The following is a 19,023-nucleotide window of genomic DNA, read 5'->3' on the forward strand; positions in this document are numbered from 1 at the left end:
GTTCACCATCTCACCGGTACTTCACGCAGCCCGCCGACCATCAGGCCTTCGAGCTTGGGCAACTCCTCCACGGTGACAGCGAGGCGCAGCGTGGGCAGCCGGCGCAGCAGCACGTCCAGGACGGCCTGCAGTTCGGTGCGGGCCAGCGCCTGTCCCAGGCACGAGTGGGCCCCGGAGCCGAACGCCAGATGGACGTTGGGGGTGCGGCCGAGCTCCATCTCCCCGGCGTTGTCGAAGGCCCGCTCGTCCCGGTTGGCGGCGCTCATGTTGCACATCACGGTGGTGCCGCGCGGCACGAGTACCCCGCCGACCTCGGTGTCCTCGCCAATGTATCGCGGCAGGCCGATCCCTCCGCTGGCGTCCAGCCGCAGCGCCTCCTCCACCGCCGAGCGCACCAGCGACCGGTCGGCGAGCAACTGCTCCCAGAGCCGCCGGTCGCCCAGCAGCATGGCGACCATCTTGCCGATCTGGTTGGCCGTCGTCTCGTGTCCCGCGAGCAGCAGCCCCAGTCCGGTGGCGGCCAGTTCCTCGTCGGACATCCGGTAGCCGTCGGCGCCGGTGGCCACGATCAGCTCGCCGAGCAGGTCGTCGGTCGGCTCGGCCCGTTTGGCGGCGACATGGGCCGCCATGTAGTCGGTGAACTCGCGGTGCGCCGTCCCGACCTCCTCCTCGGTGTAGCGGGTGAGGTTGAGCAGTGAGTCGGACCAGTGGGAGAACATGTCCCGGTCCGTCTCGGGCACCCCGAGCAGATCGCAGATCACCCACACCGGCAGCGGGAAGCCCAGCGCGGCCTTCAGGTCGGCGGGCTGGCCGCTCGCCACCATCTCGTCGATGAGCCGGTCGGCCATCGCCTCGATGCCGGGGCGCAGCGCGGCCATGCGCTTGGCCGTGAACCACTTGCCGACCAGCCGCCGCCACTGCTGGTGCCCCGCGCCGCTCTGCGGGATCGTGGCCGACATCTCGCTGTTGAAGAGTCCGCCCGATTCGGTGGCGGAGATCCGGGCCGCGTCGTCGGCGTCGAGCCGCCGGCTGAACCGCGGGTCGGAGAGCACCTGTTTGACGTCGTCGTACCGCGTCAGCAGCGCCGCCTCGTCCCCGCTGGGCAGCTTCACCCTGGCCACCGGGCACCCCTGCCGCAGCCGCTCCCACTCGGCCGGCGGGTCCAGCGGCGCGTCGTTGGGGATCGGGTAGGTGAGGACCTGGTCGGCTTCGCTGTGGCTCATCGTGTCTCCTCGGTCAGGGAAGAACGGTTGGGGGAAGAGCGGTGGGAAGGGGCGGCGTCCGCGTCAGGGGCGGGGGCCGCGTCAGGGACAGGGGCGGGGCCGGGACGGGGGCGGGGCGGGGACGGGGCAGGGCGGGGACGGGTCACCAGGCCACGGGGAGTTCGTACACGCCGTAGACGGACCCGTCGTGCTTGAACGGGACCTTCTCGATCTCCCCGGCCAGACGCAGCCCGGGGATGCGCCGGTAGAGGGTGCTGTACGCGACCTGGAGCTCCATCCGGGCCAGCGTCTGCCCCAGGCACTGGTGGACCCCGAAGCCGAAGGCCAGGTGGCGGCGGGCGTCGCGCCGGATGTCGAGCCGGTCGGGGTCCTCGAACACGTCGGGGTCCCGGTTGGCGATGTCGTTGGGCACGATGATCCCCTCCCCCGCGCGGACCACCTCCCCGGCGATCTCGATGTCCTCCAGGGCCACCCGGCGCCGCCCGTTGTGCGTGATGTTGAGGTAGCGCAGCAGCTCGTCCACCGCCGAGGCGACCAGCGCCGGATCGTCCGTCTCCCGCAGCAGGGCGAGCTGGCCGGGGTTCTCCAGCAGGGCGAGCGTGCCGAGAGCGATCATGTTGGCGGTCGTCTCGTGGCCGGCGATCAGCAGGAGGACGCCCATCTGGGCCACCTCGGAGCGGGTCAGCACACCGGCCTCGACCTTCGCGGCCAGCCCGGACAGCAGGTCGTCGGCGGGGCGGGCGATCTTCTCGCTCATCAGCTCGTCGAGATAGCCGATCAGCGCCCCGGACGCGGCGGCCCGCTCCTCCGGCGTCACGTTCCGGTTGATGAGGATCTTGCTGTTGTCCTGGAAGAACTCGTGGTCGCCGTACGGCACTCCGAGCAGTTCCGAGATCACGAGCGAGGGCAACGGCAGGGCGAACGCCTGGACGAGGTCGACCGGTACGGGACCGGCGAGCAGCTTGTCGATCAGGTCGTCCGTGATCTTCTGTACGGCGGGCCGCATCGCCTCCACGCGCTTGAACGCGAACGGCGCCGCGACCATCCGCCGCAGCCGGGCGTGCTCGGGGTCGTCCATCAGGATGAACCCGATCGACGCGTTGCCGGTGATCGGCGCGCTGCTCGGATAGCCGGGCCTGGTGATGTCGGCGCTGAGCCGCGGGTCGCCGAGCAGGGTGCGCTGGTCCGCGTAACGGGTCACCAGCCACGGTGTGCTGCCGTCCCACAGCCGGACCTTCGCGAGCGGCCCCTCCCGCTGCTTGTCCCGCAGCTCCGGGGGCGGGTCGAACGGGCAGCGCGCCGCGCGTTCCATCGGATATGCCGGTACGGCGGCCAGGTGCTCGTCCGCCGGGTTCAGCGTGCTGGTCATCGATCCCTCAGCTCTTCTCGGAACCGGTCCCTCCGGTGCGGTCAGGCAATCCCATCCCGTAATCCAAGTCAAGCATGTGACTTAAATATGCGCGCGCCACCCGCGCGAACCGGCCACAGGACCCAGGGGACGCAGACGCGTGACGTGGGCCGGGGCGCCGGCAAGGCCGTCGGGGGCACCTGGTGCACAGGGGGCGAGCACCGGCGAGAATCACGGCCCGGTCCGCGCCTCCCCTCCCGGCAGCCGCGTACCGCCTCCCCCCGAAACCCTCCGCGCCATGTGGACGCGGCCGTTCGCCGCGCGGGGTTTCCGATCCGGGGGGACCGGCTAAACGCCCCGCATGGCGCAATTCGGATACACGATGATGACGGAGCAGGCGGGGCCGCGCGCGCTCGTGGAGCATGTGGTCGGTGCCGAACGGGCCGGGTTCGACTTCTCCGTGACCTCGGACCACTCCTCCCCCTGGCTCGACTCCCAGGGGCACGCCCCCTACGCGTGGAGCGTCCTCGGGGCGGCGGCCCACGCCACCACCCGCATCCCCCTGATGACGTACGTGACCTGCCCGACCAAGCGCTACCACCCGGCGGTGATCGCGCAGAAGGCCGCGACGATGCAGTTGCTGTCCGAAGGCCGCTTCCGCCTCGGACTGGGCTCGGGCGAACAGCTCAACGAGCATGTGACCGGCGGCGGCTGGCCCTCCGCGCCGACCAGGATCGACATGCTCGAAGAAGCCGTCGAGATCATCCGCGCCCTGTTCGCCGGCGGCGCCGTGAACCACCGGGGCACCCACTTCGAGGTGGACAACGCCAAACTGTGGGACCTCCCGGACGAACCGCCGCCGCTGGGCATCGCGGTATCCGGGGAGCGTTCCTGCGCACTCGCCGGGCGGCTGGCCGATCTGGTGATCTCCACGGAGCCCAAGGGCGAACTGCTCAAGGCGTTCGACGCCCACGGCGGTACGGGAAAGCCCAAGGTCGGCCAGCTCCCGGTCTGCTACGACACCGACAGGGACGCGGCCGTCGCCCGCGCCCACGACCAGTTCCGCTGGGCGGTCGGCCCCTGGCCGGTGAACTCGGAGCTGCCGAACCCGGCGGCGTTCGCCGGGGCCACCGGTCACGTGCGCCCTGAGGACATCGCCGAGGCCATTCCGTGCGGCAGCGATCCGGACGTCTTCGCCGCGGCGGTGCAGCCGTACATCGAGGCGGGCTTCACGGAGATCGCGCTGATCCAGATCGGCGGCGACCACCAGGAACCGTTCCTCGACTGGTCGGAGAAGACGCTGCTGCCCGCGCTGCGCGCACTCTGAGGCTCCCCGCCCGAGGCTCCCCGACCACCTGTTCCCCGGCCGCCCGTTGTCCAGCCGCCCGCCCCGCCGGTGTCTCTCCGGTACTCCCGCTGTCCTGGCGCCTGGCCGCCTCTCCCACCGGGGGCCGGAGGTCTCCCGCCGGCGCCGGAGGGTGGAAGGCCGCGGTTCGGTTCAGGGCTGTCGGAGTGCTTGCTTCCGCGCCGCGGCGGCGGCGTCGACCTCGGTGGTCTCGCTCCGGGTGCTCAGCCTGCCGCCGGCGCTCTCCAGATGCGCCCGGATGAACCACTGGAAGAGTTCGAGGCTGCGGAGGTGCTGGATCAGCATGTCCTGGCTGACCGGGTCCAGTTTGTCGACCGCTCCGACCGCCTGCCGGTGGTCGGCGACGATGCCCGCGTACACGACGTCCAGCGCCCCGAGATGTTCGATGGCCTCGGCCCGGCCGACGGCGTAGTCGTCCCAGGCGCGCTCCCGCACCAGGGCGCCCGGGGTCCCGGCGGGCGAGCCGCCGAGGGTGGAGATGCGTTCGGCGGTCTCGTCCACCATGACGCGCACCGCGTCCACCTGCGGGTCCAGCATCTCGTGCACCGCGATGAAGTGCGGCCCGACGACGTTCCAGTGGACGTGCTTGAGGGTCAGGGCGAGATCGTTGAGAGCGTGCAGCCGCATCCTGAGCAACTGGATGGTCTCGCCGCCCTCCGAGGCCGTCATACCCGGCACGGTGTACCGCGGGTCGTTCTCCGATGTCATGAGGTTTCCCTTCTTGTCGGCCTCATTCGGTTCGCCCCATCGGGTACCACCGGCTCGCCCACCCAAACCCCGCGCCGGCCCCCCGCCGCCACACCCCGCCCCTCCCCGCAGCCACACCGCACCGGTCCCGGCCGACGCCTCCACGCGGAAGCCGTACCGGGACCATCAGCCGGAGAACGCCGGCTCAGCGCCCGAGCGCCCGGGCGAGCTGCTGCTTGGTCATCGAGGAACGGCCCTCGACGCCACGCTTCCTGGCCTCCGCGTAGAGCTGGTCCTTCGTGGGCCCCTCGGCCCCGCTGTGGGAGCGCTGACCACCACGCTGCGAGGGCGACTTCGGGTCGCGCAGGGAAGTCCTGCTCGCGGTCCTCGACTCCCCCGCCCTGGCCCGTTCCTTGTTCACCGTCCGCGCCGCGATCTCCTTCGCGCGTCCGGCGGAGGTGCCACGCTTCTCGGCGCCCTCCTTGACGTGCTCGTACTGGCGCTCGCGCTTGGCGCTGGAACCACTCGGCATGACATTTCTCCTCACGGTCGGGCGGCCCCTTTCACGGGCTGCCTGGGGTCGGTCCGCCTCCCGGTGCCGTGCCTCCGGCGTCCGCAACGCGTACCCACGGCCGGCGGGTTCTCACATCACGGGCGTCACGGACATCACGGGTCGGGCCCGACGGGTCCTGCCCCCACTCCACGCGCCCGGGCCTGGACACGCCACAGGGAGACGGCCGGACGAGTCAGCCCGAGGAGGGCCGGGGCCGACCGGGAGGCTGGGTGAGGGATTCGCGGGTAGCCGGTCGCCATGAACAGCGACACACTGGCAATGACGTACGCCGCGTCGTCCGGAGCGGTGGTGCTTCTTCCGCTCGTCTTCGGCGTCGTGGTGGTCGGCGTCCTCATCGGCGCGTTCGTGCTGGGCCGGCGCGTCCGGGCCCGGCAGCCCCGCCCGCCCCTGCCCGAGGAGCAGCCGACGCGGCCCCCGGGCGGCCCGCCCGGCGAGGTCTCCGAGCCGTCCGAGGAGCAGAAGGGCAGGGACGGGGGTTCCTTCGGCAACCGATGACGGAAGCTGACAGCGACGGCGGTCGACGCTCCCCGGGCGCTCCCCATGGAGAGCTGCGGACCACTTCCGGAGTTCGGCGACACCGATGTCCCTGAGCGCCAGTTCGCCGAGGTGAGGCAACACCTGCCCCCACATCCGATACCGCGTGCTCTCCAGCGTTGGAGAGGGTGGACCTGCCCGAGGAGCTGCTGGAGGTGTTCTCCTGGACCGGCGCCGAACAGGCGTTCCTTCCAGCTCCCCGACCTGCCCGGCGGCCTACGGCCCCTCCGGGACAAGCACGCGGCCGACGACCGGTGAGGCCCTTGGTTCAGAGGGCGGTATGCGGGGCGAGGAGGCTGGTGCCGCACCAGTTCTGCTGACGGAGGTGGTCGAGCACGGCTGCCTCCGCCGAACCTGGGTGGCGGCGTGTACCGACGATGACGGGTTCGGTCAGGGAAGGCAGGAACGGGCGGGCTAGCTGTTCGAAGCTTTCGGGCACGGCCGATGCCGGAACCACGGTGACGCCCAAGCCCTGGGCTGCCAGTCGCACGGCGGTGGAGATCTGTGACGCTCGGGCCACCGTGGGCGGGCTGATGCCCGCGTCGGCGAGCAGGCGGGCGAGGTATTCGTCGAGCAGGCTGGCGCGGCGGAAGCGCACCCATCCCTGTGTCGCAAGGTCTGCCACGCGCAGGGCCCTGTCGCTGGCGAGGAGCGGGTGTCCCTCGGGCAGGACAGCGACGTAGGTCTCCTCGCCCAGGGGGTGGATGTCGAATGTGCAGCCGGTGGGGATGCGGTGGACGAGGACCATGTCGAGCGTTCCCTGGCGGGCCAGCCGTTCCATATCCGCCGGATCGGGCTCCTCGTGGAGAATGACCTGGAGTTTCGGGTGGCGGTGGCGGAGCCGGCCCAGTGCCAGAGGGAGCTGTCGTGCTCCCAGGCCCATGTGGACGGCGATGATGAGTTCACCGGCCAGTTCCCCGGAGGCGGCACGGGCAGCCAGGACGGCTCTGCGGGACGCAGCGGTCGCGATCTCTGCCTCGGCGAGGAAGGCGCGTCCGGCCATGGTCACTGTGACCCCGCCCGATGTCCGAGTGAACAGCTGCACACCGAGGTGCTTTTCCAGAACGCCGATCTGCTGCGACAAGGACGGCTGTGTGACGCGCAGAAGCTCAGCAGCCGCTGTCATGGAGCCTTCTTCGGCCACAGCCAGAGCGTATTCGTACTGCCGCAGGTTCATCCGTTTCCACCTCCCGGTGACATAGGCAATGCCAATCTCAAGTATGCGCTGACACTATTTGTCTCTATGTCTCGCGGATCCTACCGTGGCGCATGTCCGGTGGATCGCCGCCGCCGAAAGCGGTGGCCATCAGGGCGAGAGCCGGTACGGGCGTGCCTGTGAGGGGCCCGTGGCGGCGAGGCCGCCCGGCGGGTTCTGTTCGACAACGCATCGTCCCGATCCCGGGCAGTTGCCCCTGCGGCCCGCGTCACCCGGACGCTCACCAACATGGACGGGAGGGGCAATCATGGCAAATCAGACAGGTGTTGGCCGCGGCGACGGGGTATCGCCGAAGAACGCCGATTCGAGACTGGCGGGAAAGGTCGCGCTCGTGACGGGTGCTTCCAAGGGCATCGGGGCGGGCATCGCGCGGGAATTCGCTGCGGCCGGAGCGTCGGTCGTGGTCAACTACGCCTCCAGTGCCGCCGGCGCCGAGCGGGTGGTACAGGACATCCAGGCGCGAGGGGGGACCGCGATCGCCGTGCGGGGCGACGTGTCGGTGCCCGCGGATGTCGAGCGCCTCTTCGCCAGGACCGTGGACGCGTACGGCCGGTTCGACATCCTCGTCAACAATGCCGGTGTCTATCACGCACAGCCGCTGGAGACCGTCACGCAGCAGGAGATCGACCGTCAGCTTTCCGTCAACGTGACCGGACCGATCCGTACGATCCAGGAGGCCCTCAAGTACTTCGGGTCCGACGGCGGGTCGGTCATCAACATCGGATCGCTGGACAGCGCCCGCGCGGTGCCGGGGATGTCGGTGTACGCCGCGACGAAGGGCGCCGTCGATGCCTTGACGCGAGTCCTGGCCGCCGAGCTCGGCCCTCGCGGAATCCGGGTGAACACCCTGGCCCCCGGCGGTGTGGAGACGGAAGGCATCCACGCGGCCGGCTTCATCGGCAGTGACGCCGAGACGGACATGATCGGGCGCACCCCCCTGGGCCGTATCGGTCAGCCCAAGGATCTGGCGCGGGCGGCGGTCTTCTTCGCCTCCGACGACGCCGCATGGGTCACCGGAGAGCACCTCACCGCCTCTGGCGGCCTGCGAACCTGACACACCCTGACAACGCCGGAGTACGCAGACCCGCTCCGTGGGATCCCCCATGGGGACGCTGCTTTCGATCATCAACCGCTGCCGAGGGAAGCGAGCCATCGCCGCAGGTGCCGGTAGTCGTAGCCCTTGTCCCCGTGCAGCTTGTCGGGCCGTTGGCGTCGGGGGCCGCGACGGGAGCGGATGGGCGGGATGCCGCGGACCAGCGGGATGAGAGCCTGGCTGTCGTGGAGGCCGGCGGCGGAGATGCCGATCGACAGGGGCGGACCGTGGCGGTCGACGCGGAGGTGGATTTGCGATCCCTTCTTGCCGCGGTCGGTCGAATTCGGTCCCGTCAGCTGCCCCCTTTGAGCGCCCGGACACTGACGGAGCCGATCGCGCACCGGGATCTTCAGCCCACTTCACCCGCAGTCCGACAGCCCCGGCACCATGTCGGATGGCGTTGGTGACCAGTTCGGAAACGGCGAGGACGACTTCCTCGGCCCGGGCGTCCCGCAAAGGCTGACAGAGAGGACGCTCTCACGGGGCAACTCACTGCCCCGTGGCAGGACCTCCGCGCCGACGAATCGGCCCTCAAGCCGCCTCGGACCCCCTGGTCAGCGGCACCCCCGGCACCTCCGCTCCTGGGACTTCCCAGGGACTTTCAGCTCTGTCCAAGGGACTTCCGAGGGATTCTTCGCCGTCTAAAGCGGCAAGCCGCTGAAAGATCAGAAAGGGCCTCCGACGCAGGTCAGAGGCCCCTTCCGAGATAAAGCCGCAGGTGGCGGCAGACGAGTCGGGCTGTACGCCGGATTTTGTCGCTCGGTCGCCTCGCGGCGGCCGGGGAGACGGCCATCCATCTAGGACCGGCGTTGCCGCCGGTCTCGTGCGGTCTACCCGCGGACTCGGGCGGGCAGCCCTCGATCGTCCGCGCAGGGACGCCGTTCCTCGCGGAACGACGACCCCTCTTGACCTTGCTCCGGGTGGGGTTTACCGAGCCGTCCGGGTCACCCCGGACGCTGGTGGTCTCTTACACCACCGTTTCACCCTTACCGGGGACCGCCCTCTTCGAGAAGAGCACAGCCCCGGCGGTCTGTTTTCTGTGGCACTGTCCCGCGGGTCACCCCGGGTGGGCGTTACCCACCACCCTGCCGTGTGGAGTCCGGACGTTCCTCGGCAAGATCGAAGATCTTGACGCGGCCGTCCGCCCGGCTCGTCTGCCGTACTGGCCATCGTACCCGGCGGAGCCACCGGCCTCGGCCGCGACTTGACCCTGCCGCGACGTCAGGGTTTGTACTGACCCCATGAGAATCGCCGAGATCGCCGCCCTCATCGGGGTCACCTCCCGTGCGGTACGCCACTACCACCACGTGGGCCTGCTGCCCGAGCCCGCGCGCCGGCCCAACGGCTACCGCGACTACTCGGTCCGGGACGCCATTCTCCTGGCCCGGATCCGGCGCCTGACCGAGCTGGGGCTCTCCCTGGACGAGGTGCGGGACGTCCTCGCCGACGACGCCGGGCGCGAACTCACCGAGGTGCTGGGCGAACTGGACGCCGATCTGGCCCGGCAGGAGGCGGAGATCCGGGCCCGGCGGCGCCGGCTCGCCGAGCTGATGGAGTCGCCGCCGACCGCCGACGGGCCGCTCTCCCCCGGGCTCGCGCGGTTCCTGCACTCCCTGCCCGCCGTCGACTCACCCGCCGCCGCCACGGACCGCGCGCTGCTCGTCCTGCTCGACCGGCACGCCGGCAGGGGCGAGGCAGCGGGCGATCGGCGGGTGGGCGAGGCCGAGGGCGCCGGGACGTTGTACGACGCGCTGCACTCCCTCGCCACCGCTCCTGAGACCCTCGGCCTCTACCGGCGGCTCGACGAACTCGCCGACGCACCGCCCGACGACCCCAGGATCGGCCCTCTCGCGGACGAACTGTCCGCGCTCGCCACCGACGAGATCCTGGCCGCGGTGCCGGCCGGCGACGGGCCGTCCCTCGACGGGTTCGGGGACGCCCTGCTCGCCGAGTTCGGCCCGGCGCAGGCCCAGGTCGTACGCCGGACCATGGAGTCGCTGGCGGAGCGGGTACGGGGGCGGGCGTCGTGAAGCGCCGGAGACGGCTCACCGCTGTACGGCGGCTGGCCGCGGGCGAGGTACGGGGCTGGGGCAGCCTCGCGCGCTGGGCCGCGCGACGTACGCACGGGGTCGACGCGGGCGACCGACCGGCGCCGTACACCGGGCCGCAGACGGCGATGCTGTACGGGCTGCTGTTCGTCGCCGTCGTCGAGACGGTGGCGCTGGCCCTGCTGATCCCCTGGCCGCTGGTGCATCTGATCGCCCTGGTACTGGACGTGTACGCGGTGGTGTCGGTGCTGGCGCTGCACGCGGGCTGTGTGACGCGGCCCCATGTACTGGCCCCGGACGGGTCGTTGCGGATCCGCTACGGCACGCTCTTCGACCTGCGGATCCCGGCGGCGGCCATCGCCTCCGTACGGGTCGACCGGCGCTTCCCGGACGGCGGGCTCCTCCAGTACGCCCCGGCGGAGGGGGACGGGGAGGCGGGCGCGGACGGCGGCGGGGTGCTGGATCTCGTCGTGGGCAGCCAGACGTCCGTACGGGTGGAGCTGGCGGCGCCCGTCCCCTTCGTACGGCCGCTCGGCGCGACCGGCCGGGCACAGGTGATCCGCTTCCACGCCGATTCTCCCGAGGAGTTGGTGAAGGCGCTCAGGGAGGCGCTGCCGCCGGCGCCGTCCCCGGGTGTACGGGGGTGAGAGCGGGCAGGAGCGGGAGAGCGGAAGGGCCGCGTTCACCTACGCTGACGCGAGGGGCGCTCCCTGCCGCCCCGTACCGTTCACGTCCCGCCGAGGAGAACCACCGTGCTCGTGCTGTTGCCGCCGTCGGAAGGAAAGGCCGCTTCCGGGCGTGGCGCTCCGCTGAAGCCGGAGTCGCTGTCGCTGCCCGGCCTGGCCGGGGCGCGCGCCGCCGTACTGGACGAGTTGGTGGAGCTGTGCGCCGCCGACCAGGACAAGGCGCGCGACGTGCTCGGGCTGAGCGAGGGGCTGCGCGGCGAGATCGCCAAGAACGTGGAGCTGCGCACGGCGGGCACCCGGCCGGCCGGGGAGATCTACACCGGCGTGCTGTACGACGCGCTGGGCCTGGCCACGCTCGACCCGGCCGCGCGCCGGCGGGCGGGGAAGTCGCTGCTGGTCTTCTCCGGGCTGTGGGGCGCGGTACGGATCGGCGACCGCATCCCCTCGTACCGCTGCTCGATGGGGGTGAAGCTGCCGGGCCTCGGCGCGCTGGGCGCGTACTGGCGCGCGCCGATGGAGTCGGCGCTGCCGGAGGCGGCGGAGGAGGCCGGGGGCGGGCTCGTACTGGACCTGCGGTCGTCGGCGTACGCGACGGCGTGGAAGCCGAAGGGGGAACTGGCGAGCCGTACGGCGACGGTACGGGTGCTGCACGCGCAGACCGATCCGGTGACCGGCGTGGAGAAGCGGTCGGTGGTCAGCCACTTCAACAAGGCGACGAAGGGCCGGCTCGTGCGGGATCTGCTGACCGCGGGCGCCCGGCCGAAGGATCCCGAGCGGCTGGTGGAGACGGTACGGGAGCTGGGGTACGTGGTGGAGGCGACGGCTCCGGCGCGGGCGGGGCGGCCCTGGGCGCTGGATGTCGTCGTCTCGGAGATCCACTGACGGCGGCCGGTTCGATGTCGGCGTATCGCACCCCCGGCATGGCACCCCTGGCATAGCACCCCCGGCATGGCACCCCCGCACCGCGCCCCCTCGTTGCACTCTGCGCAACGGGCATTGCGCATCGTGGGGGTGGGCGGCAGGATGACCCCATGACCTCCGTGCTCGACCTCGCACCCGTGATCCCCGTCGTCGTCCTCGACGACGCCGCCGACGCCGTACCGCTCGCCCGCGCGCTGGTCGCGGGCGGGCTGCCCGCGATCGAGGTGACCCTGCGCACGCCCGCCGCGCTGGAATCGATCCGCGCGATCGCGGCGGAGGTGCCGGACGCGGTGGTCGGCGCGGGCACGGTCATCACGCCGGGCGCCGTGACCGACGCGGTGACCGCCGGCGCGCGCTTCCTGGTCAGCCCGGGGTGGACGGAGACGCTGCTGACCGCGATGCGTGACTCGGGCGTGCCGTTCCTGCCGGGGGTGTCGACGACGTCCGAGGTCGTGGCGCTGCTGGAGCGCGGGGTGACGGAGATGAAGTTCTTCCCGGCGGAGGCGGCGGGCGGCAGGCCCTACCTGAAGTCCCTCGCGGGCCCGCTCCCCGCGGCCCGCTTCTGCCCCACGGGCGGCATCACCCCCGCCTCTGCGCCCGACTACCTCGCTCTGCCGAACGTGCGCTGCGTCGGCGGTACGTGGCTGCTCCCGGCGGACGCGCTGGCGTCGAAGGACTGGAGCCGGGTCGAGGCGCTGGCGCGTGAGGCCGCCGCGCTGGGCGGGAAGCGCGGGGCCTGACCCGCCCCTCCTGATCCGCTCCTCTTGGATCCGCCCCTCTTGATCCGCTGCCCTGGTCCGCGTCCCGATCCGCGTCGTGGCCCGCGACTGATCCGCGTCGCGGGCCGTTCCGGGCGGCTCAGGCCAGGTCCGCCGTGGCGTACTCCTCGACCGGGCGGTAACCCAGGCGCTGGTACAGGGCGCCGGCCGTCGGGTTGGCGTTGTCGGCGAAGAGCAGCACCTCGCCCGCGCCCGTCTGCCGGGCCGCCTCGCTGACCGCGACGGTCACCCCCGCCGCGTAGCCACGGCCGCGGTGGGCGGGCGGGGTGTAGACCGGGGCGACGCGGATCTGCCCCGCGATGAGCGGGGCGTGGCCGGCCAGGGAGACCGGAACGCCGTCCACCTCCCAGAGGAGCAGCCGCCGTTCCTCGATCCGGGCGACCGTCCGGGCGGTGCGCTCGGTGCCGGGCGGGCTCCCGATCTCCTCGGCGAACGCCGTCAGCCACTCCACCGCCAGGGGGACGTCCTGGCTTCCCGCGTACCGGGCGCGGCCCTCGGGCGCGGGGTCCGGCGGGGTCAGCTCCCCGAGCCGGAAGAGCCGCATGCCGTCGGAGAGCCGGTACGGGGGCGCGTTCGTCTCCCCGGACCGCCGGGGCGTCCACGCGGCGCCGAAGGCTTCGACGTCGGCGACCCGGCCCCGTACACCGGACGGCGGGGTGCCGTTCTCCGCGGGGGTCCCGGCGAGTGTCCGGGCCAGTTCGGCCGCCGCCCGCGCCGGCATCGTGCCGAGGAACGGCGGGTGCGGCGGGGTCTCCACGAAGGCGCCGGTCACCGGGGCGTTCGCGGTCTCCCGCCACCAGCCGAACCGTACGGGTCCGGCGTCGGCCGCGCGGGCCGCCCCGCCGCCGGTCCGCAGCGCTTCGCTGACCGTGAGCAGGATGGTGTGACGCGCGGCATCGGCCGCCAGGTAGGGGTCCGCCGCCCGGCGGAACTCATCGACGTCGCCGGTCAGTTGCCAGTTCATGGCGGCCATCGTCCTACAGCGGACCCGGCCGGGGCCACGCCTTTTGAGGCGAGGCCGTCAGCGCAGGTGCGAGGTGTCGTTGAAGAGCCGCACCGACGCGTTGCCGTCCGCGTAGTACGCCACGACCGAGACGGACGCCGCCGACAGCTCCATCCGGAACAGCGACTCCTGCGGGGCTCCGAGGGCCACCCGTACCAGCTCCTTGACGGGGGTGACATGCGTGACCACCAGGACCGTACGGCCCCGGTACCGGTCGAGCAGCGCGTCACGGGCCGCCGCGACGCGCCGTCCGACCGTCGCGAAGCTCTCGCCGCCGCCGGTCGGCTCGACGTCGGGCGAGGCGAGCCACGCGGTCAGGTCGTCCGGGTAACGCTCCGTCACCTCGCCGAAGGTCAGGCCCTCCCACGCGCCGAAGTGCGTCTCGCGCAGGCCCTCTTCGATCCGTACGTCGAGACCGAGCCGGTCGGCGACGGCCTGTGCCGTCTCGCGGCAGCGGCGCAGCGGGGACGAGACGATGTCCTGGACGGTGCCGCGCGCGGCGAGCGCGGTGGCGATCGCGTCGGCCTGGCGGCGGCCGATGGCCGACAGCTCGGGGTCGGTGCCGCCGCTGCCGGAGAAGCGCTTGTCGGGGGTGAGGGCGGTCTCGCCGTGCCTCAGCAGGACGAACGTGGCGGGGGCGCCGAGGTCCGCGTCACCCCAGCCGACGGACGAGGACGACTCGGAGGAGAGCGGGACGTCCTCCGTCGCGCGGGTGGCACCGGCGGCGGGGCGGGGGCCGGTCGGTGCGGCCGTGCCCGCCACGGACAGCTCCGTCTGTGCGGCACGCCCGACGGCCGCCGTGGCGTCAGCCTCGGCTCCCTCGCCGGCGAGCGCCGCGCGGGCCTTCGCCGCGCCCGCGGCGGCGTCCCCGGGCGGCCCGGAGGGGAGAGCGGCGGAGGCGGAGGCGGCCGAGCGCGCCGCGCTCGTGTCCAGGGCCGCCATGGAGGCCGACGCCTCCCACCGGCGGCCCTGCTTGCCCGCGTCCATCGCCTCGTTGGCCAGCCGGTCGGCGTGCTTGTTCCGCTCGCGCGGGATCCACTCGTACGTGACCTGGTCCGGCGGGAGGATCCGTCCCGCCTCGGCGGCCAGGGGCTTCATGTCCGGGTGCTTGATCTTCCAGCGGCCCGACATCTGCTCGACGACGAGTTTGGAGTCCATCCGGACGTGCACCCGCGCCTCCGGGTCGAGCGCCTTCGCGGCCTTCAACCCGGCGACCAGTCCCTTGTACTCGGCGACGTTGTTCGTCGCGACACCGATGTACTCGGCGGCCTCGGCGAGCGGTTCGCCGGTGGTCTCGTCAAGGACGACGGCGCCGTACCCGGCGGGTCCCGGGTTGCCCCGGGAGCCGCCGTCGGCCTCGACGATGAACGTCCGCATCAGTGGGTCACAGCCCCGAGTCGGCGGTACGGACCAGGATGCGGCGGCAGTTCTCGCAGCGCAGCACCGCGTCCCTGGCAGCTGCCTTGACCTCGTTGACCTCGGTGATGTTCAGCTCCAGCTGGCAGCCCTCGCAGCGGCGCCGGAAGAGCCGGGCCGCGCCCACCCCACCCTGCTGGACGCGGAGCTTCTCGTACAGCTTGAGCAGGTCCGCCGGGACGGAACCGGCGACGATGCCGCGCTCCTTGGTCACGGTCGCGGTCTCGGCGTCGAACTCCGCGAAGGCGGCGTCCCGGCGCGCGGCGGCGTCGTCGGTCTTGGCCTGGACGGCGGAGACCCGCTCCGTCAGCTCGGCGACGCGCTCCTGCGCGGACTCGCGGCGCTCCATGACCTCCAGGACGACGTCCTCCAGATCGCCCTGGCGCTTGGCGAGGGAGACGATCTCGCGCTGGAGGTTCTCCAGGTCCTTGGGCGAGGTGACCGAGCCGGAGTCCAGGCGCTGCTGGTCCCGTACGGCGCGCTGGCGCACCTGGTCGACGTCCTGCTCCGCCTTGGTCTGCTCGCGGGCGGTGTCGCTCTCCTCGGTCGTCGCGGCGACCAGCAGGTCACGGAGCTGGGCGAGGTCCTTGGTGAGCGACTCGATCTCGGCGTGCTCGGGCAGCGAGGTGCGCTTGTGGTCGAGCTGCGACAGCCGTACGTCGAGGGCCTGGACGTCGAGGAGTCGGATCTGGTCTGCGGGCGCGGCGTTCAGTTGGGGGCTCCTGAGGAGTGGTGGGCTGACCAGGGGTCGGTGACCGTCTTCGAGACGTGGACCCGCAGGTCCCAGCCGTGGCGGTCGGAAATCTCGTCGAGCTGGGCGGCGGCCTGCTCGCACCAGGGCCATTCGGTGGCCCAGTGCGCGGCGTCGACCAGCCCGAGCGGGCTGTGCTGCGTGGCCTCGGAGACCGGGTGGTGGCGCAGGTCGGCGGTGAGGAACGCGTCGACGCCCGCCGCCCTGACCTGGTCGAAGAGACTGTCGCCCGAGCCGCCGCTGACCGCGACCGTACGGACGAGGGCGTCCGGGTCGCCGGCGACGCGGACGCCCTGCGCGGTGGCGGGCAGCCGGTGCGCGACACGGGCGGCGAAGTCGCGGAGGGTGGCGGGGCGGTCCAGCTCGCAGATCCGGCCGAGGCCGCGCCGCCCGGAGGGGTCGGTGGCGTCCGGGACGAGGGGCCGTACGACCCGCAGGTCGAGGGCGCCGGCGAGGGCGTCGGAGACGCCGGGGTCGGCGCTGTCGGCGTTGGTGTGCGCGACGTGCAGCGCGATGTCGTTCTTGATGAGGGTGTGCACGACGCGGCCCTTGAAGGTGGACGCCGCGACCGTCGTCGTACCGCGCAGATAGAGCGGGTGGTGGGTGACGATCAGATCGGCGCCGATCCGCACGGCCTCGTCGGCGATGTCCTGGACGGGGTCGACCGCGAACAGGACGCGGGTGACCGGGGCGTCGGGATCGCCGCAGACCGTGCCGACGGCATCCCACTGCTCGGCCCGCTCGGGGGGCCAGAGGGCGTCGAGCGCGGCGAGTACGTCGGCGAGACGGGGCGCGGAGGGGACTGGAGGCACGGAGCAAAGGCTACCTGCCCGCGCTGTCGCGCCCACCACGCCTGTGGATACCGCCGGTACCCCGCCCCGCCGCGCACCCGCTCGCCCCGGTCCTTCGGCTCGGCGCCCCGTCCTCGCCCCGCCCGCGCCCCTTCCGGTCGCGGCCGGCCGGCCGCGCGCCCGGCTACTTGACGAGGTAGCCGCGCAGGTCGTCCAGGACCAGCTCGGCGGCCGTCACGCCCAGCCCGAGGTACCAGGTCTCGTCGTCGACGTCCTTGGCGTGACCGTCCTTGACGGCCTTCAGGTTCTTCCACAGCGGGTTGGAGCGTGCGCTGTCGCGCTGGGTCTTCTCCGGGTCGCCGTAGACCCCGGTGAAGATCCAGTCGGCGTCCGCGTCGTCGATCTTCTCCGGGCTGATCTCCACGGCCAGGTCCACGATCTGCTGGTTCTTGGGGCGCGGCAGGCCGACGTCGTCGAGGATCGTGCCGATGAAGGACGCCTTCGCGTAGAGCCGCAGCCGGTCCGGCATGTAGCGGACCATCGAGACGGTCGGCTTGTCCGGGCCGATCTCCTTGCCGAGGGCTGCCGCCTTCTCGTCGTACGCGGCCAGGGCGGTCTTCGCCTCGGCGGTGCGGTCCAGCGCCTGGGCGTTGAGGAGGTAGTTCTCCTTCCAGGTGAAGCCGGGCCGGATGGAGAAGACCGTGGGGGCGATCGCCGAGAGCGCCTTGTACTTGTCCGCGGCACGGAGCTGGCTGCCGAGGATCAGGTCGGGCTTGAGGGCGGCGACGGCCTCCAGGTTGAGGTTGTTGATCGTGCCGACGTTCTTCGGGCTGCCCGCGCCCTTCTCCAGGTAGCCGGGAAGCGAGGCGTCGCCCTCGGTCGGGGCGTAGCCGACCGGCTCCACCCCCAGCGACACGACGTTGTCCAGCTCGCCGACGTCGAGCACGACGACGCGCTCGGGGCGCTTCTTGAGCTCGGTGGTGCCCATCGCGTGGGTGATCGTGCGGGGGAACTCGCCCGCCTTGGCGTCGCTCCCGTACGAGGCGGTCTTCTTGGCCGCGTCGGCGAAGTCCTTGCCCCCGGTGGCGACGGCCGCCTTCTTCCCGCCTCCGTCGCCGGAGCCGGCTGCGCTGTCGGAGGAGTCGTCGCTGCCGCAGGCCGCGAGGGAGAGTGCGGCGGCGAGAGCGACGACGGCGGCCGTACCACGGCGTCTTACGGACATCTTCAAGCTCCTGACAAGGTCACTTAGGGTCGCCTTACCCTAAGCGTCGTCCTCTTCGGCAGCACACCCGCCCCCGCACTTTCAGTCGAATCGTGCGACGGCCACCCTTATGTGTGAAGTGAGAGGTCTCGTGTTGTTCGGCAGGAAGTACGAAAACTAGCTTCTTCGCCGGAGGTGAACGGATCGATGACTGCCTGTGCTGTCGAGACGGCGGGGCCCACGGAATTCACGGTCACGGCGGACGGGGCGTACGCCGCGCGGCTGGCCCTCAGGGGAGGCACCGGGGACGCGTGGTTCCCGGAGCGGTGGACCCTCGACGGACCCGAGCCGTATGCCGTGCCGCTCCCCCTCGACCAGCCCGAGGAGCCCGACACGGAGGTGCTGCCGCTGACCGACGGGCGGGTGCTGGTGCGCCGCTGGGTCGCGGACCGGCACGATCTCTCGCTGCTGTACCCGACCGGGCCGGGGACGGGGCAGCTCCCGGTGGGCACGGTGCGGAGCCCGGAGCTGACGCTGCTGCCGCCGTCGCCGGACGGCCGGCGCGCGTACGCCCTGTCGGCGGGCGCCCGCTCGACCACGGTCTGGCTGGTGGCGGGCGGCGCGTTCGGCCCTGAGCGGGTCGCCGAGGTGCCGGGGAGGTGCGCGGGCGGGGTCTGGCTCGACCGTACGGGGCGGATACTGGCGCTCGACCGGGAGACGGACGGCGTGGTCAAGGCCGTCGCCGTGGATCTGGCGCGGGGCGGTGAGGTGACGCCGCTGCTCCAGATCACGGAGGAGAGCAACGACCGTCTGCTGCTGGCGGATCCGGACAGCGGGCTGCTGCTGATCCGCTCCGACGCCCCCGGCCACGACCGGCTGGGCTGGGGGGTGCTGGGGAGCCACCGACCCGTGCGGTTCCCCGAGTGCCTGCTGCTCGCCGACCGGGCGGTGACGCCCTTCGCCGTGCAGCCGGGCCAGGTGCTGATGCCGGAGAGCTGCGCGGTGGGGCTGCGGATCGACGGCGCAGCGGGGAGCTGGGTGGGGGTGTGGCGCCCGGCGGGCCGTCAGCTCCACGAGTGGCCCGCGCCGCGGGGGTGGCTGCCGGGGGCCGGGCTGTGGACCCGGGAGGGGGTGCTGCGGCTGCCGTACGCGACGGACGCGGTGCCGTGCGGGGTGGCGTCCCTCCGAGCGCCGGTGGACGCGCCGGTGGACGCGCCGGTGTCCGCCGCCCCTCCGGACGAGTACAGGGTCATGGAATCGGCGCAGTCCGATCGAACGGAATCGGCCGAGGGGGAACCGTCCGGCGCTCCACGGACTCCTGCCATGTGCAGGCCGGTTCCGTTGCAACAGGCGCCTCTCACCGGACGTGGGGCACCTGGTTAGACT

18 protein-coding genes, 1 other RNA gene and 1 pseudogene are annotated in these 19,023 nt (G+C 72.3%); 8 read left to right on the forward strand and 12 right to left on the reverse strand.

The window, feature by feature from the left end; translation table 11 throughout:
- Nucleotides 1-2 precede the first annotated feature (2 nt).
- The gene (locus ACFXPL_RS08115) at nucleotides 3-1,223 is read right to left on the reverse strand and encodes a cytochrome P450 (RefSeq protein WP_384914355.1); all 1,221 of its coding nucleotides are present in this window, start codon (nucleotides 1,221-1,223) and stop codon (nucleotides 3-5) included.
- Nucleotides 1,224-1,365: 142 nt separating this feature from the next.
- A complete protein-coding gene (locus ACFXPL_RS08120) occupies nucleotides 1,366-2,592 on the reverse strand; it encodes a cytochrome P450 (RefSeq protein ID WP_384914358.1) in 1,227 nt (408 codons plus the stop codon).
- 340 nt (nucleotides 2,593-2,932) lie between these two features.
- On the opposite strand from ACFXPL_RS08120, the gene ACFXPL_RS08125 reads away from it, so the two are divergent.
- Entirely contained in the window at nucleotides 2,933-3,898 is a 966-nt protein-coding gene (locus ACFXPL_RS08125; RefSeq protein WP_384914362.1) for an LLM class F420-dependent oxidoreductase, read from the forward strand.
- A gap of 171 nt (nucleotides 3,899-4,069) precedes the next feature.
- On the opposite strand, the gene ACFXPL_RS08130 is transcribed toward ACFXPL_RS08125, so the two are convergent.
- Complete coding sequence (locus tag ACFXPL_RS08130) at nucleotides 4,070-4,645, reverse strand: Dps family protein (protein WP_384914365.1); 576 nt, start codon at nucleotides 4,643-4,645, stop codon at nucleotides 4,070-4,072.
- A gap of 184 nt (nucleotides 4,646-4,829) precedes the next feature.
- Nucleotides 4,830-5,156 carry a plasmid stabilization protein gene (locus ACFXPL_RS08135; RefSeq protein ID WP_384914368.1) on the reverse strand — a complete coding sequence of 109 codons (327 nt, stop codon included), beginning with the start codon at nucleotides 5,154-5,156 and terminating at the stop codon, nucleotides 4,830-4,832.
- A 279-nt stretch (nucleotides 5,157-5,435) separates the two neighbouring features.
- Here ACFXPL_RS08135 and ACFXPL_RS08140 point away from each other — a divergent pair, with 279 nt between their 5' ends.
- Nucleotides 5,436-5,693, forward strand: coding sequence for a DUF6479 family protein (locus ACFXPL_RS08140; RefSeq protein WP_384914371.1), 258 nt, complete (start codon nucleotides 5,436-5,438; stop codon nucleotides 5,691-5,693).
- A 307-nt stretch (nucleotides 5,694-6,000) separates the two neighbouring features.
- Here ACFXPL_RS08140 and ACFXPL_RS08145 read toward each other — a convergent pair whose 3' ends face one another.
- Nucleotides 6,001-6,909, reverse strand: coding sequence for a LysR family transcriptional regulator (locus ACFXPL_RS08145; RefSeq protein WP_384914373.1), 909 nt, complete (start codon nucleotides 6,907-6,909; stop codon nucleotides 6,001-6,003).
- Between the two features lie 85 nt (nucleotides 6,910-6,994).
- Here ACFXPL_RS08145 and ACFXPL_RS08150 point away from each other — a divergent pair, with 85 nt between their 5' ends.
- Nucleotides 6,995-8,002 (forward strand): SDR family NAD(P)-dependent oxidoreductase, encoded by a 1,008-nt coding sequence (locus ACFXPL_RS08150; RefSeq protein WP_384914376.1) that lies wholly within the window; start codon nucleotides 6,995-6,997, stop codon nucleotides 8,000-8,002.
- An 80-nt stretch (nucleotides 8,003-8,082) separates the two neighbouring features.
- On the opposite strand, the pseudogene ACFXPL_RS08155 reads toward ACFXPL_RS08150, so the two are convergent.
- A pseudogene (locus ACFXPL_RS08155) lies at nucleotides 8,083-8,387 on the reverse strand (transposase); the annotation flags it as partial.
- 379 nt (nucleotides 8,388-8,766) lie between these two features.
- Nucleotides 8,767-9,194: RNase P RNA component class A (rnpB, locus tag ACFXPL_RS08160), an RNA gene on the reverse strand.
- Nucleotides 9,195-9,282: 88 nt separating this feature from the next.
- On the opposite strand from rnpB, the gene ACFXPL_RS08165 reads away from it, so the two are divergent.
- The 4 genes from ACFXPL_RS08165 to eda all read left to right on the forward strand — a co-directional run bounded on the left by ACFXPL_RS08165 (nucleotide 9,283) and on the right by eda (nucleotide 12,436).
- Nucleotides 9,283-10,071, forward strand: coding sequence for a MerR family transcriptional regulator (locus ACFXPL_RS08165; RefSeq protein ID WP_384914379.1), 789 nt, complete (start codon nucleotides 9,283-9,285; stop codon nucleotides 10,069-10,071).
- Nucleotides 10,068-10,736, forward strand: coding sequence for a hypothetical protein (locus ACFXPL_RS08170; protein WP_384914381.1), 669 nt, complete (start codon nucleotides 10,068-10,070; stop codon nucleotides 10,734-10,736). The genes ACFXPL_RS08165 and ACFXPL_RS08170 overlap by 4 nt, the downstream gene beginning before the upstream one ends.
- A gap of 105 nt (nucleotides 10,737-10,841) precedes the next feature.
- Nucleotides 10,842-11,657, forward strand: coding sequence for a peroxide stress protein YaaA (yaaA, locus tag ACFXPL_RS08175; protein ID WP_384914384.1), 816 nt, complete (start codon nucleotides 10,842-10,844; stop codon nucleotides 11,655-11,657).
- A 149-nt stretch (nucleotides 11,658-11,806) separates the two neighbouring features.
- Entirely contained in the window at nucleotides 11,807-12,436 is a 630-nt protein-coding gene (eda, locus tag ACFXPL_RS08180; RefSeq protein WP_384914387.1) for a bifunctional 4-hydroxy-2-oxoglutarate aldolase/2-dehydro-3-deoxy-phosphogluconate aldolase, read from the forward strand.
- 118 nt (nucleotides 12,437-12,554) lie between these two features.
- On the opposite strand, the gene ACFXPL_RS08185 is transcribed toward eda, so the two are convergent.
- From ACFXPL_RS08185 to ACFXPL_RS08205, 5 genes are all read right to left on the reverse strand, one after another.
- Nucleotides 12,555-13,439, reverse strand: a complete 885-nt coding sequence (locus ACFXPL_RS08185) for a GNAT family N-acetyltransferase (RefSeq protein ID WP_384914390.1) — start codon at nucleotides 13,437-13,439, stop codon at nucleotides 12,555-12,557.
- A 57-nt stretch (nucleotides 13,440-13,496) separates the two neighbouring features.
- Complete coding sequence (locus ACFXPL_RS08190) at nucleotides 13,497-14,855, reverse strand: bifunctional RNase H/acid phosphatase (RefSeq protein WP_384914393.1); 1,359 nt, start codon at nucleotides 14,853-14,855, stop codon at nucleotides 13,497-13,499.
- Nucleotides 14,856-14,862: 7 nt separating this feature from the next.
- Nucleotides 14,863-15,606 carry a zinc ribbon domain-containing protein gene (locus tag ACFXPL_RS08195; protein WP_384914615.1) on the reverse strand — a complete coding sequence of 248 codons (744 nt, stop codon included), beginning with the start codon at nucleotides 15,604-15,606 and terminating at the stop codon, nucleotides 14,863-14,865.
- Nucleotides 15,603-16,457 (reverse strand): Nif3-like dinuclear metal center hexameric protein, encoded by an 855-nt coding sequence (locus tag ACFXPL_RS08200; protein WP_384914397.1) that lies wholly within the window; start codon nucleotides 16,455-16,457, stop codon nucleotides 15,603-15,605. The genes ACFXPL_RS08195 and ACFXPL_RS08200 overlap by 4 nt, the downstream gene beginning before the upstream one ends.
- Nucleotides 16,458-16,620: 163 nt before the next feature.
- Entirely contained in the window at nucleotides 16,621-17,658 is a 1,038-nt protein-coding gene (locus ACFXPL_RS08205; RefSeq protein ID WP_384914400.1) for an ABC transporter substrate-binding protein, read from the reverse strand.
- A 186-nt stretch (nucleotides 17,659-17,844) separates the two neighbouring features.
- Here ACFXPL_RS08205 and ACFXPL_RS08210 point away from each other — a divergent pair, with 186 nt between their 5' ends.
- A complete protein-coding gene (locus ACFXPL_RS08210; protein ID WP_384914402.1) occupies nucleotides 17,845-19,020 on the forward strand; it encodes a hypothetical protein in 1,176 nt (391 codons plus the stop codon).
- The last annotated feature ends 3 nt before the right edge of the window (nucleotides 19,021-19,023 follow it).

Origin of the sequence: Streptomyces sp. NPDC059092 (genome assembly GCF_042756365.1) — a bacterium.
Lineage (GTDB): Bacteria > Actinomycetota > Actinomycetes > Streptomycetales > Streptomycetaceae > Streptomyces.